The 13,330-nt window shown below is 51.7% G+C and carries 15 protein-coding genes and 1 pseudogene; 13 read left to right on the forward strand and 3 right to left on the reverse strand.

Annotation, left to right across the window (positions count from 1 at the left end):
- Nucleotides 1-3 precede the first annotated feature (3 nt).
- The 3 genes from BRW62_RS02220 to BRW62_RS02230 are packed head-to-tail and all read left to right on the forward strand — an operon-like array spanning nt 4 to nt 1,551.
- Nucleotides 4-204: a hypothetical protein gene (locus tag BRW62_RS02220; RefSeq protein WP_099798079.1), complete on the forward strand. Its 201-nt coding sequence runs from the start codon at nt 4-6 to the stop codon at nt 202-204.
- 22 nt (nt 205-226) lie between these two features.
- Entirely contained in the window at nt 227-610 is a 384-nt protein-coding gene (gcvH, locus tag BRW62_RS02225; RefSeq protein ID WP_099798080.1) for a glycine cleavage system protein GcvH, read from the forward strand.
- 5 nt (nt 611-615) lie between these two features.
- Nucleotides 616-1,551, forward strand: a complete 936-nt coding sequence (locus tag BRW62_RS02230; RefSeq protein WP_099798082.1) for a branched-chain amino acid ABC transporter permease — start codon at nt 616-618, stop codon at nt 1,549-1,551.
- Between the two features lie 38 nt (nt 1,552-1,589).
- Here the strand turns inward: BRW62_RS02230 and BRW62_RS02235 are convergent, their stop codons facing one another.
- A complete protein-coding gene (locus BRW62_RS02235) occupies nt 1,590-1,970 on the reverse strand; it encodes a hypothetical protein (RefSeq protein ID WP_099798084.1) in 381 nt (126 codons plus the stop codon).
- Nucleotides 1,971-2,246: 276 nt separating this feature from the next.
- Between BRW62_RS02235 and BRW62_RS02240 the strand changes: the two genes are divergently transcribed.
- On the forward strand, nt 2,247-3,149 hold the full coding sequence (locus tag BRW62_RS02240) for a vitamin K epoxide reductase family protein (RefSeq protein WP_099798086.1): 903 nt from the start codon (nt 2,247-2,249) through the stop codon (nt 3,147-3,149).
- 35 nt (nt 3,150-3,184) lie between these two features.
- Here BRW62_RS02240 and BRW62_RS02245 read toward each other — a convergent pair whose 3' ends face one another.
- The gene (locus BRW62_RS02245) at nt 3,185-4,492 is read right to left on the reverse strand and encodes an RNA-guided endonuclease InsQ/TnpB family protein (RefSeq protein WP_198406114.1); all 1,308 of its coding nucleotides are present in this window, start codon (nt 4,490-4,492) and stop codon (nt 3,185-3,187) included.
- Nucleotides 4,493-4,521: 29 nt separating this feature from the next.
- On the opposite strand from BRW62_RS02245, the gene tnpA reads away from it, so the two are divergent.
- Together tnpA and BRW62_RS02255 are read left to right on the forward strand one after the other, a co-directional pair.
- The gene (gene tnpA / locus BRW62_RS02250) at nt 4,522-4,971 is read left to right on the forward strand and encodes an IS200/IS605 family transposase (protein WP_099798088.1); all 450 of its coding nucleotides are present in this window, start codon (nt 4,522-4,524) and stop codon (nt 4,969-4,971) included.
- Nucleotides 4,972-5,429: 458 nt separating this feature from the next.
- Complete coding sequence (locus tag BRW62_RS02255; protein WP_099798090.1) at nt 5,430-6,293, forward strand: response regulator; 864 nt, start codon at nt 5,430-5,432, stop codon at nt 6,291-6,293.
- A gap of 41 nt (nt 6,294-6,334) precedes the next feature.
- On the opposite strand, the pseudogene BRW62_RS15010 reads toward BRW62_RS02255, so the two are convergent.
- Nucleotides 6,335-7,325: pseudogene (locus BRW62_RS15010) on the reverse strand (RNA-guided endonuclease InsQ/TnpB family protein).
- Nucleotides 7,326-7,486: 161 nt separating this feature from the next.
- On the opposite strand from BRW62_RS15010, the gene BRW62_RS02265 reads away from it, so the two are divergent.
- The 7 genes from BRW62_RS02265 (at nt 7,487) to BRW62_RS02295 (ending at nt 13,168) form a co-directional block, all read left to right on the forward strand.
- Entirely contained in the window at nt 7,487-7,621 is a 135-nt protein-coding gene (locus BRW62_RS02265) for a chlorophyll a/b-binding protein (protein ID WP_227517638.1), read from the forward strand.
- 52 nt (nt 7,622-7,673) lie between these two features.
- A complete protein-coding gene (locus BRW62_RS02270; protein WP_099798094.1) occupies nt 7,674-8,765 on the forward strand; it encodes an ABC transporter ATP-binding protein in 1,092 nt (363 codons plus the stop codon).
- Between the two features lie 94 nt (nt 8,766-8,859).
- Nucleotides 8,860-9,831, forward strand: coding sequence for a solanesyl diphosphate synthase (gene sds, locus BRW62_RS02275; RefSeq protein ID WP_099798096.1), 972 nt, complete (start codon nt 8,860-8,862; stop codon nt 9,829-9,831).
- A 94-nt stretch (nt 9,832-9,925) separates the two neighbouring features.
- Nucleotides 9,926-10,489, forward strand: coding sequence for a signal peptidase I (gene lepB / locus BRW62_RS02280; protein ID WP_099798098.1), 564 nt, complete (start codon nt 9,926-9,928; stop codon nt 10,487-10,489).
- Between the two features lie 80 nt (nt 10,490-10,569).
- Nucleotides 10,570-11,292, forward strand: a complete 723-nt coding sequence (locus tag BRW62_RS02285; protein WP_099798100.1) for a DUF4079 domain-containing protein — start codon at nt 10,570-10,572, stop codon at nt 11,290-11,292.
- 64 nt (nt 11,293-11,356) lie between these two features.
- Complete coding sequence (locus BRW62_RS02290; RefSeq protein ID WP_099798102.1) at nt 11,357-12,187, forward strand: undecaprenyl-diphosphate phosphatase; 831 nt, start codon at nt 11,357-11,359, stop codon at nt 12,185-12,187.
- 189 nt (nt 12,188-12,376) lie between these two features.
- Entirely contained in the window at nt 12,377-13,168 is a 792-nt protein-coding gene (locus tag BRW62_RS02295; protein WP_099798103.1) for an RNA polymerase sigma factor SigF, read from the forward strand.
- Nucleotides 13,169-13,330 lie beyond the last annotated feature (162 nt).

A 13,330-nucleotide genomic window follows, 5' to 3' on the forward strand; every position in this document is an offset into this window, starting at 1 on the left:
TGAGTGCTGAAAAGTTACCTCTACTTGTTAGTAGCCTGTATTGCGGCGATCGCCACAATTGGGTCTATTTTTGAGCTAAGCTCCGGGGATGCCCAGCTTGGCACCGCCCTCACCACAGGGATTTTAGTCCTCAGTGTGCCCCTTGGCCTCGGTTGTTTTATTGCTGCTGTACGCCTTGGTCGCATGGGCGATCGCTCCGAATAATGCCCCCTCACCTTAAGTGCCTATGACCCTCACCTACCCCGACGATCTGCAATACCTTGACACCCACGAGTACCTCCGCCTTGAAGGAGAGATAGCCACCCTTGGCATTAGCGCCTTTGCAGTGGATCAACTGGGGGACATTGTATTTGTTGAGCTACCCGCTGTAGGAGACACCCTAGACCCCGGTAAGCGGTTTGGCACCATAGAGTCGGTCAAGGCAGTAGAAGATTTGTACGCTCCCTTTGCCGGAACGGTGATTGCTGTTAACGAGGCCGTTGTCGAGAATCCTGAGCAAATTGCCCTAGATCCCTATGGTGAGGGTTGGCTAGTGCAGGTTCAGGTGACCACTCCCCCCACCGGCACCCTTTCTGCTAGTGCCTATCGTGCTCTGGTGGAAGGGACATAACCCCGATGGTGATTCCCAGCCTGCAACTTGTTGTAGATGGGCTAGCCACGGGCAGTGTCTATGCCATTTTTGCCCTTGGCTATACACTGGTGTTTTCAATTCTCGGCATCATTAACTTTGCCCACGGTGCTCTATTCGCCGTAGGGGCTTACATCACCTATGCATTGTTGGGGGGGCGCTTTGGCTTTAATGGCATCTTAGCCAACTGGCAACTGCCCATTGCCTTGCCCTTTGCGGCTGCTCTGATCTTGAGTAGCTTGCTCTGTGGGCTGCTAGGGGTTGCCATTGAATGGGGGGTTTTTCGGCCATTACGCCAGCAACGTGCCGATACGCTCCTCACCGTTGTGGCTAGTCTAGGGGTGGCTGTGCTCTTAACTAACCTCATTCAATACCTTGTCGGGGCTGAGGTTTACACCTACCCTGATCAACTCTACGGTGCGCTGCCTTTAACGCTTCGCCTTGGTGAGTTGAGCCTGCGCAGCAGTCAATTTGTGATCCTCAGTGTTTCCCTAGTATTGATGGTGGCGCTAACCTATTGGGTGAACTATACCCGCCTAGGCAAAGCCCTACAAGCAGTGGCGGAAAATCCGCTGGCGGCTACCCTAGTGGGAATTGATGGCGATCGCATCATTACCCTGACGTTTTTTGTTAGCAGTGCCCTTGCAGCAGTTGCCGGTACCCTTGTTGCCTCTAGTGTCAGTATCACAGGCCCGCAGTTTGGTGTCACCTTTGGTCTTAAGGGCTTAGCTGTCATTGTTTTGGGGGGGCTGGGGAGCTTACCCGGAACCATGCTGGCAGGGTTTTTGATTGGGTTAATTGAAGCGATGATTCCCGCTGCAGCCTCCGGCTTTCGTGATGCAGTGGCCTTTGGCATTTTGTTTCTTATCCTGCTGCTGCGCCCTCAAGGGCTGCTAGGGCGACCCCCCATCGAAAAAGTCTGACTCCCAACCTCAACGGTTGGTCAGTGCCACAAAAACAGTCATTGCCGACACACCCAATGCCATAGGGGATGCTGCGCTCCCTGATGGCGAATACGCAACACTTGTTTCTCTAACCGTTGTTGCCACTTGGGCGATCGCCCCCACAAAATATTGCGGGTCTGCCAGTAGAGAACACTGAGGGTGAGGCCAATACAAAACGCTAAGCCCAACGAAGGCAGACGATTAAACATAATGCCGTAGCGCAGAGCGGCCCACGTAAAATGCTCCTTGAGCAAGCTCATCTCGTAGCGAAAGCCCCACAAACTGGCTAGCCCCACCGTCAACCACAGCACAAAAACCATACTCCATCGCATGTAAACCGTTAACCGATGGAGGCGCTCCACTTGTTGCTGAAATTCTGACTCAACTACATCTTGCATCTGTCGTAATCATACTGCGATCCTCTGGCTATTTAGTTGTGGCTCATGGCTGCGAGTTTGACGACGCTGTTCCAAGCACACACCACGGTATCCCCCTACCCCTATTCCTTTCAATTCTATAGCGTTGGCCTGCCCAGATGGGGGGTCTCATACCCCAATGCCCCGTCTGTTGACCTAGGTGCTGCCCTGTCTAAGGCAGCTTACCTCTCAAGCTATAATGAACTGGATAAATTCCTGAGGGTGCTTGTGTCCTCGGTGTCACCCGGAGGTTAACCTATGGTTCGACGTCGCTCAACTCCTTGGATTCATCGCTGGTCCCGCTGGTTTATTAGCGGTATTGCCCTTGCGGGGATGGCGGTTACCGCTTACTTGACGATCGCAAAGTTAACCAATCAGGATGTCACCTGTCCAACCAATGGTTGCGACATTGTACTCAATAGCCCGTGGGCAACTGTGTTTGGCATTCCCCTATCCCTATTGGGGTTTGTGGCCTACACAGGGATGCTGTCGCTGGCACTCTTCCCACTGCTGCTGCACCAGCCCCAACAAAAGGAGTTGCGCAAGCGCGCAGAGGGCACGACGTGGATGCTGCTATTTATAGGTGCCACCGCCATGGCGGCCTTTAGTAGCTATTTAATGTACATTTTGGCCACCGCCATTCAAGCGTCTTGCCCCTACTGTATTGCCTCCGCTCTCTTTAGCTGGGCCTTTTTAGTATTGGCAGTGATTGGTCATGACTGGGGCGATCGCGGCCAATTATTTTTTACAGGCTTTATTGTAGCAGTGATTACACTGGTGGGGGTATTTGGCGTTTACAACACAACGATGGTGCGGGATGACAGTGGCCCTGGGATACCCATCGTCAATACCTCTGGGCCTGCGGAAATTGCCTTGGCACGCCATCTAACCCAAAGCGGTGCCGTGATGTACGGTGCCTATTGGTGTAGCCACTGCCACGATCAAAAAGAACTATTTGGCAAAGAAGCCGTCCGTGAACTCACCTACGTTGAATGTGATCCCAATGGTGCCAACCCCCAAGTAGAGCGCTGCCGGGCAAAGGGGATTCAAGGCTATCCTACGTGGGAAATTAATGATCAACTCTACTCAGGAACGCGATCGCTAACCGAATTGGGGCAGCTCACCCAGTATCGTGGCTCCTATGCCTTTAAGAACCAGTGACACTCCCCGCCGTGGAACGGCGAGGCTTCTCTGAGTTAGGCTAGAGCAAAGCCAATCTGCTCTAACTTGACCTTAGAAGGGGCTGCCACAGCCCCTCTACACACTCCACTCAAATCGATATTGAGCTTTGTGCTTACCTTTCTCATGATGTTGCAGGCTCCATTACAGTCTGCATTGATAAGCCATCCTTGAGCAGTTCGATACAGACCTCTAAGAATTCGTTTTCCTGATGCCTTCCACCCTTCAGGTTTTTCGCCGAACGTAGGCAAGAAGTCATTATCAAAAAACGAGGCTTGAGACGTATACGATTCTTCGGTTTCGACTAATCGAATCCCGAAAATTAAACAAAGCTGCTTAATTCGTCCAAACAGCTTGTAGTGCGGAATTTGCACGAACTCCTGATTCGTTTTTGCACCCAAATTGATTTCATCTTTCTGCCCGTTGTTTCGACCGTAGATGATCGTATCGATGTCGTTTTCCAAGCAGAAGTTGACGACCCACCGTGCTGCTTTGTTGATGTAGTCTCGCACGTAGCAATTTCGCTTATGGGTAATAAGTTGGATTCGCTTCGAGGTCGCGCCCTTCATAGATGGCTTGCCATGAGTCAGAATCGATTTGAATTTGGCAACCTGCTTATTGAACCATTGGTTTCGAGATTTCAACCCTCTACCATCCAGCACAAAGGCAAGTCCAGTATTTGTCACGCCGGCCAAGAGGTTATTCAGTCCTGAGTCAAGCGCTAAAACGTTTTCAGGACACAATTTGCAGCATTGAGCAGTCTTGTCCATCGTGAAGTAAACATACTCAACAACCCACTGCCCATTCGTCGGAATGAATCGCAGTTCTCGGATATGCACATCCTTTAATCGTTCTGGTAACGGGATGTAGAACGCATCTCTTCCAACTGCAGCTTTTCCACCGTTGCCCAAAGGAACTCGAATCAAGCCTTTCTCTACTTTCAGGGATTGCCCCGTGAATACGACCTGATACAACCCGCCTTTGGTGCGGTATCGCGGCAATTTTGGTTCATGTTCGAACTGCCCCAGTTTGAACAGTTTTGAGAGTGATTTGAAGCTTTTGAACGCCTCATTCACAGATTTCAACACTTGCTGTGCAGCCTGAGAATGTAACAGCTTCCCGTTTTCACTCTCCTTCAGTTTTGCGTAGAGGTTGACATACTTCAGAACCTTGAACGGTTTCCGTCCTTGCTCAAAGAAGTATTGCCGAGACTCATACACGCCTTGGTTGTAGAGATTGTTGGCAAGACGCGCTAACTCAGTAAGCAACTGAGCAAGCTGCTTGTCAGGTTGAAAAATATCTTTTTGGACGGCTAAAAACATCATTGGGTTAAGATGGTATGCAGTTATTATAGATGCCGATTTACGTGAATAGCAACCGTATGAGAGAAGATGGTACACAGCTAAAATCGACTCGTCATTGCACGTATCAGTCAGGACATCACTTTGTCTGGATTCCGTTCAAGCGCCGCAAAATATTTACCAACGAAGCAATCATTGAAGCAACCAAAAGGTATGTGACTGAAGCGATTGAAAACAACGATATGGAACTAATCGCCATTGAGGTAGACCGAACCTTGATGGATCATGTTCATGTGTTTGTGTCGTTTCCTCCTAGAATGTTAGCTTCTCAGGCGGTGACCATCATGAAAGGGTACAGTTCAAGACGGCTCAGAATGGAATTTCCACATCTCAAAAACCTGCATGAAAAATCCCAACTCTGGGCAGACAGTTATTATTGGGGTACTACCGGGAACGTTTCAGCCCAGACAGTGAAACGGTATATCGAAGAATGTCAAGGCTGACTCTCCCTACTGCCGTAGACGCGGGAACCGTTCTGTATCTCCGTCGTGAACGAGCGAGGTTTTATCCGGTTCCCGAACCCTCCGGTTTCTATAATCTGGCATAGGCAACTATTGACATCCTCCCCGCCGCAAGCGGATGGTTTTTTTCGCTCACATTCGATAAACTTGCTCAAGCCCCTGCGGGAGGTCATTGCGACAAAGAGGCTAAAGCAGGTAACCTCTGGCGTCACCCGTTTGGGGGCAACTAGCAGGCTCATACAGCCCAAGACTCCCCTTCTCACCTACTCCGTACATTTGAGGATGCCTCAATTCTGATTATTTCTGATTATTCTAGTCAGAAGCTAACACGCTCCCCAGTGGTCGCTATGGTTGCCTCCATGCCCAGAAACAGGGGCACGTTTGATAGGATGGGGACTATCTAGTGCACTGACCCACGATCGCCATTGGGAGGCCACCGCATGACCACCGACCTCTTTGATTCAGGGGCGGGCAGCATCTTAATTGTCGATGATACCCCTGAAAATGTTGAAGTCTTGACTGCCTTACTGCAAATGGAGGGCTACGATGTCCGCGGAGCCATTAGTGGTCAAATGGCACTCATGGGAATTGAAGCAGAGCCACCGGATGTCATTCTCCTTGATATCATGATGCCAGACATGAACGGCTATGAAGTGTGCCAAACCCTCAAGGAAAACCCCAAGACCCAGTCTATTCCAGTTATTTTTATTAGTGCACTGGATGACGTCTTCGATAAGGTAAAAGCCTTTGAGGTAGGGGGTGCGGACTACGTCAGTAAGCCGTTTCAGCAGGCGGAAGTGCTAGCTCGGGTCAAAAACCAACTCACTATTGCACTGTTGCAGCGTAAACTGCGGCAAAAAAATGCCCTCCTTAAGAAGCAAAATCAGCAATTACAGGAAATCATTGAAGAACGACGGGAGCTAGTATCCTCACTGCAAGCGGCTGAAGAAAAGTATCGGCAAATGTTTGAGGAAGCGGCAATTGGCATTTATCAAAGCTCGCCGGAGGGGGTGTATTTTAAAGTGAATGACACCCTTGCACGCATCTATGGCTATGCTGATGCTCAGGACTGGCTAGCAGATATTGAGCACCACACCCAGCGTCCCTACGTGGAGAGTAGCGCTTGGGAAAGGTTTCAGCAGCAAGTTCAAAGTCGTGGTGTTGTTCAGAACCTTGTATCTAAGGTGTATCGAGTTGATGACAGTATTACTACGATTTGTGAAAGTGCGCGTCCTGTCAAGAGTGAAGACGGCCAACTCCTCTACTATGAGGGATTTGTCTTTGAGCTGCCCACCCGCAACTAGTTGACATCCTCCCCGCCGCAAGCAGCGGGGATTCCCAAGCCTCACGACTTAGGTTTCTGCTTCTTTCCATTGCTGGACTTGCGCAACTGCCCTTTGAGCGTGTGCTCATCAGGTCTTACGTTAGCTCCACAGACTGACACCGTGTGTCCCACGGCCAACATGTTTATCGCTGCATTCATATCTCGGTCATGGTGGACTCCACAGTTGGGACAATCCCACTCCCGCACAGGCAACGGCAATCGTTTGGTTTTCACGGATGAGCCGCGTCGTTACCCTGTGCAGATGGTCTTGTCTGGCGTTGGCAATCTGTTGGTGGATTCGAGCAAGGTTAAGTCGTGCTTTTTCTCGATTGCGAGACCCCTTTTGCTTGCGACTCAATGCCTTTTGTGCCCGTCGCAGTTGTTTGTCTCGCTGGTCAAGATGCTTGGGATTGGCAACCTTTTCGCCTGTACTCAGGGTGACAAGACTGCTAATCCCTACATCCAAGCCTACAGCGTTGGTGGAAGGTGGCAAGGTCAAATCGCGCGGGTCGTCAAACCGCAGGCTGATGTACCACTGCCCCGCAGCATTCAATCGGATGGTAACGGTGGATGGCTCAACACCGTCTGGTAATTGCCTAGACCATCGGATAGTCAATGGCTCGGAGCACTTTGCCAGAAACACCTTACCGTCTTTCCACCTGAAGGCAGACTTAGTAAATTCTGCACTACCGCCGTTGCGCTTCTTTTTGAAGTTGGGATATTTCGCCCGCCCTGCAAAGAAGTTGCTGAAAGCGGATTGCAGATGCCTCAATCCTTGCTACAAAGGAACGCTGCTGACCTCGTTGAGAAATTGCAGGTCATCCTGCTTTTTCCACGCCGTCAACAAAGCAGAGCTTTGAACATAATCAATTCGCTCTTGTCGTTCATACCAAGCTTCAGTCCTTGCCGCTAGCGCACGGTGATACATCAAGCGCACACAACCCAGCGTTCGACGCAGGAGCGATTCCTGTTCGGCAGTGGGATAGAAGCGGTAGCTGTAAGCTTTTTCCATGTCCTACATTCATTATATTGTAAAATATTGTAAACTCTGTGAGACTAGTACCCCTGTACGGCAACTTCGGAGGCGTCGAGCCTCGCTCAGTTGCCGCTCCTGTCCCTCCCTGCCCTAAAACGGCAGGGTTTCTTGGAGGTAGTGATGAACGAGCCTGAGGAATTGTCCCCCAGTTTGGTTGGTCTCGCTACGCAGAGCGAATGAACGGACGCTTTGCTATGGTAGGGTTTGTGGCACTATTAGTGCTGGAACTGCTGACACGCCAAGATTTTTTTACGTGGTTAGGCCTGCGTTAGATCAGGTGAGCCGCTGCTTGCCATTGGCCATGGGAAACTGCTGGAGGAGGGCATGACGGCAACGCTGCGCTTAAGTGAGGTCTGCCGGCGATTTCACCCATCCGGAGGTATTGGGCCTATTTCCTTAACCGTTCCTGCGGGGGAACTATGGGTGATTGTGGGTCCCTCTGGCTGTGGTAAGTCCACTCTTTTGCGCCTAATTGCGGGTCTTGAGCAGCCCACCAGCGGTCAGATCTATATTGGCGATCGCTGCGTGAATGACCTCAGTGGTCGCGATCGCGATGTGGCGATGGTGTTCCAGAACTATGCGCTTTATCCCCACATGAGCGTCGCTGAAAACCTTGGCTTTGGCCTAAAGATGCGGGGCGCAGACGCAACGACGCGGCAGCAGCGGGTGCAGCAGGTGGCCACAATGCTGGGCATTGACTCACTCTTGCAGCGCAAACCCCGTCAACTTTCCGGCGGCCAACAACAGCGGGTCGCTTTAGGTCGAGCACTGGCGCGATCGCCCCAAATTTTTTTACTGGATGAACCGCTTTCTAATCTTGATGCCCAACTGCGGGAGGACACCCGCGCTGAGTTAAAGCAGTTGCACCAGCGGCTGGGGATTACCACCCTGTACGTCACCCATGACCAAGTGGAAGCCATGACCTTGGGGGATCAGCTAGTTGTCCTAGATCGCGGACAGATACAGCAGATTGGCACTGCCGCCAGCCTGTACGAACAACCCGCCAATACGATGGTGGCGCGGTTCTTGGGCAGTCCACCCATGAATTTGTTGTCGGCGCGTTGGCATGACCAAACCCTGTGGGTTAAGGATCAACAATTGCCGTGCCCCGCCCTCTATAAACCACTGCTTCAGCCCAACCAAGCCCTCGTGGTTGGCCTACGCCCAGAGCACTTGCAGCCTCAGCCCTTTGAGCACAAAGAAGGTCTAGGGGCGATCGCCACCCTTGTTGAACCCTTAGGACGAGAAGCAATTGTTCGCTGCCAACTGCTAGAAAGCGAGTTGGAGCTACTGTGGCTTGCCCCTAGGGGGTGGATTCCCCAACTGGGCGATCGCCTGCGCTTTACGGTTGCCGACCCCCACCTATACCTCTTTGATGCCACCACTGGTAGGTCACTCAATCGGACAACTCCCTGAAAATTGAGCCTGACCCTTACCCAAGATTGGACGGTTCGCTTAGAATACAACTAGGATTCTGTAAAATTTCGTAACTTATGCGGCCACCCCGTCCATGACTTCGGTAACTTCTCTTTTTTCGCCCGTTGAAGCAGACCTCTGTGTACTGACACAGAACCTCAAAGCACTTATTGGGGCGCAACACGCTGTACTGTCCGCCGCCGCCGAACACCTCTTTGCTGCCAATGGGAAGCGAATCCGTCCTGCCATTGTCTTTTTGGTTTCGCGCGCCACCCTACCGGATCACACCATTACGGCGCGTCACTGCCGCCTTGCGGAAATTACAGAAATGATCCACACCGCCAGCCTATTTCATGACGATGTTGTCGATCAGGCACAACTGCGGCGAGGGGTACCCACGGTCAACAGTGTCTTTGGCAATCGGGTTGCCATTCAAGCCGGAGACTTCCTCTTTGCCCAAGCCTCATGGTACCTTGCTGACCTCGATAACCTAGAAGTTGTGAAACTGCTGTCACAAGTGATCAAAGACTTTGCTGAAGGGGAAATTCGCCAAGGGTTTAACCGTTTTGATACGAGCCTCACCTTTGACGACTATCTTCTAAAGACCTACTACAAAACCGCCTCCCTCATTGCCAACAGTGCCAAAGCAGCAGCCGTACTGAGTGAAGCACCCGCCGCCACCATCGAAGCCATGTACACCTACGGCAAAAACTTGGGATTAGCCTTCCAAATTGTGGATGACATTCTTGACTTTACCCGCTCCACCACAGAGCTGGGGAAACCCGCTGGCTCCGATTTGCGGGACGGTAACTTGACAGCACCCGTTTTATTTGCCCTGCCGCGGGCACCTTACCTACACACCCTCATTGAGCGCGAATTTAGTGAAGAGGGGGATCTCGATACCGCCCTTACCCTAGTGCGCCAAAGTGGTGCCATTGAAGAAGCTCGCGACCTCGCCAAACAGTACGCTAAGGCTGCCCTGCCTGCCCTTGAGGTGCTGCCCCCGTCTGAACCGCGTCACGCCCTTAGTCAGTTAACCGACTATGTGCTGGAGCGGTTGTACTAAGGTTGCAGGGATCTAGAGCTAGCCAAGGCCTGTTTTCAGGGCAGGGGCGAAAGCTAATCCGATACAATAGGGAGTGCCCTCTCACCGTTAGCCCATGGGTTCCTCCATCACTGAACCATCCCCCCCATCTCGTTGGCAGTCCCTAAAGGCCAATATTCTGATCATTGTGATGGCTGTACTGCTGACCCTACTGGTGCGTTTTTTTGTGGCGGAGTCGCGGTTTATTCCCTCGGAGTCAATGGAGCCAACCCTCTGGCCAGGCGATCGCATTGTGGTTGAAAAAATTACTTACCGCCACCGACCGCCCCAGATAGGGGATATTGTTGTCTTTTATGCGCCACCTTTATTGCAAACTATGGGCTACAGTCGCGATCAAGCCCTCATTAAGCGAGTTATTGCCACGGCGGGGGATACAGTCGCGGTAGAGAATGGTCAAGTATGGGTGAACCATCAGCCCCTGCAAGAACCCTACATCGCAGAGCCGCCCGTTTATACCATGCCCCCCCTCACTGTGCCAGCCAACACCCTCTTCGTCATGGGTGATAATCGCAATCATAGTAATGACTCGCACATCTGGGGGGTTTTACCTGTCGAGAATGTCATTGGTCGGGCGATCGCCTGCTACTGGCCGTTCAACCACGCGGGAGCCCTGTCCTAGCGCAGCGCTCCAACGCCACCATCGAGCGGCAACAGTGATGCTACCGATTTGTTTGTTGCACACTCAACGGCTTCAGGACAATGTTTCTCAACCTCAAAGATATTATTCTGCTGCTGCACCCCATCCTTGCCTGCACCTTTGTCTTTCCGGTGATTGGCATCACCACCTTCTTTGCCTTGCAAACGCGTGAGCGGCGGCTGGCCACGAAATCAACAATTCCACCGACCGTGGGGTCGCTCCACGTTCAGTTGGGCAATCTGTTGGCGGCTGGAGTTGTCGGGATCACCCTCGTGGCTCTAGCCTACTCGGTGATCTTTGGCTTTCAGGGCTTTTTGATGCAAGCAGAAACTAATACCCTGCAGCCCCTCTCAGTCATCTTAGTCGCCTTAATGTTTATCGTCACCATTGGGGCAACGGCGCTGCTGTACCGGGCGCAGTCGACGCTATGGCGGGGTGTGTTTGCCACCCTTTCCGGCATGGGGGTGGTGGTTCTAGCCTTTCAGCCCGGGGTGTTCCGGCGGGATGATGAGTGGTGGGCATCCCACTTTTACTTTGGTTTAGTGGCCGTTATGCTAATGATTTTTTCGGTGGCGATTGTCCGTGACATTTATCAAGATAGAACCCTAACGTGGCGACGCATTCACATGAGCCTGAATACCGTTGCCTTAGTGTTGTTTCTTTTGCAAGGCATTACCGGCACTCGCGATCTGCTGGAAATTCCCTTAAGCTGGCAAGCGCCAGTGGTGTATCAGTGTAATTTTGATGTCAATTCACCGGACTTTAAGACCTGTCCGTCCCCCTAATGCCGATACAATACTACGGGTTGGCATCCTCCCGCTGTCTAAAAGGGGATGACCGGAGGTATGGATGGCAGATTGGGTAACATGGCTGCAAGCAATTGTTTTGGGACTGGTTCAGGGCATCACGGAGTTTTTGCCCATCAGCAGTACCGCTCATTTAATTCTGTTTAGTGATGTATTGGGCTGGAAGGGCGTTTGGCACAAGACAGCACTGGATGCCATGCAGTTTGGTAGTGTCATTGCTGTGTTCTGGTACTTTTGGCCTGACCTTCGCCAAATTGTCATGGGTGCGTGGCAGGCATGGCAGCAAAAGGACTGGCAGCGGGATGAGTGGAAGCTCTTGATCGGCATTACTGTTGGTACGCTCCCTGCCTTAGGGGTGGGATTTATTTTGAAGCAAGCGAAGGTGGTGCTGGATACTCCAGAGATTATTGCCACCATGGCGATCACCATGGCAGTTCTGCTGGGGTTAGCCGAAAAATTCGGATCTCGCAAGCGCGCCTATCAGGACATTGGCATTTGGGATGGCATTCTGGTGGGCTGTGGCCAAGTCATCGCCCTGTTGCCGGGGGCATCGCGATCGGGGTCAACCTTAACGACGGCGCTCTTTTTGGGGCTGAATCGGGAAACGGCGGCTCGTTTTTCTTTTTTACTGGGCATTCCCACCTTGACGATCGCGACGTTGGTACAGGCCAAAGATGTGTTTGAGGAGGGCACCTTGTTTATTCCCCTACTGGTGGCCATTGTATCAAGCATGGTGTTTTCCTATTTAGCGATTGCTTGGCTCTTAAAATTTTTGCAGCGGCACTCAACGTGGGTGTTTATCTGGTACCGCATTGGGTTGGGGGTGGCCCTCTGGGGGGCGATCGCCCTCGGATCGCTACAGGCTGCCACTTAGGAGGGGTTAATAAAAATTTAATTTAGCCTGTGGTCAAGATCACAGCAGAATCACGGATGTGTACTCATACTAAGGTACGGGATCGTGGAGTATGGACTTAATATGCTGAGAGGCAGCGATCGGGTGTGCCATTTACCTCAGCACTGCTGGGGTTGTTAACTGTAAGATTACCAAGAGATTGTGTAGCCTATGCCACTGCATACCCTCAACAGCGATAATGCCGAGTTAAAAACTTCGACCCTATCCTTACTACAGACCTATCAAGCAACACCAACACTAGAACTGCGTAATCAACTGGTGCAGCTTAACCTAGGGTTAGTCCGCAAAGAAGCCTATCGCTGGGTGCAGTTCTCTCAGGAGAGCTTTGAGGACTTAATGCAAATTGGCTGTATGGGCTTAATTCGGGCGATCGAGCGCTTTGACCCCAGTAAAGGGGTAGCTTTTAGCTCGTTTGCCATGCCCTATATCCGCGGTGAAATCCAGCACTACCTGCGGGATAAAAGCCCACAAATTCGTGTACCACGGCGATGGTACACCTTGCAGTACCAAGCCAAGCGCGTTAGCCAAGACCTGCGGCAACAACTCAACCGCTGTCCTACCGACAGTGAAATTGCCCATGCCCTTGAGGTACCCCTTGAAGAATGGGAAGCTGCCAAGTTAGCTACCTACCATGCCACCCCTATCAGCTTGGATGCTCCCACGGTTGAAGGCGAGGACGAAGGAGCGTCCCTTGGCGATATTGTCCCTGACCAACGGTACCAAAGCTTTCAGTTAGCCCAAGAAGATCGGTTGCGTTTGCAGCAGTGCCTCCAGAAACTCGAAAGCCGCACCTGTCAGATTTTAGAGTTTGTCTTTCTCCACGATTTAAGCCAGAAAGAAACTGCTGAGCTACTCGGTTTAAGTGCCGTAACCGTATCTCGGCAAATTAAAAAAGGCCTGCGTGCGCTCCAGCAAATGATGGCAGTAGATGATAAAGAGTGAGTAATGCCAGCTAACCGCGATAGGTTTTATTCTGTTTGAGGCATTGCTGAATGTGGCTATGAATTGCCCCCATCCCCAACCCTTCTCCTTGGGGAGAAGGGAGCCAAGATTCTTGTTCCCTCTCCTTTGGGAGAGGGCGGCAAAAGACTCAAACCCGAAAAT

Origin of the sequence: Thermostichus lividus PCC 6715, from assembly GCF_002754935.1 — a bacterium.
Lineage (GTDB): Bacteria > Cyanobacteriota > Cyanobacteriia > Thermosynechococcales > Thermosynechococcaceae > Thermosynechococcus > Thermosynechococcus lividus.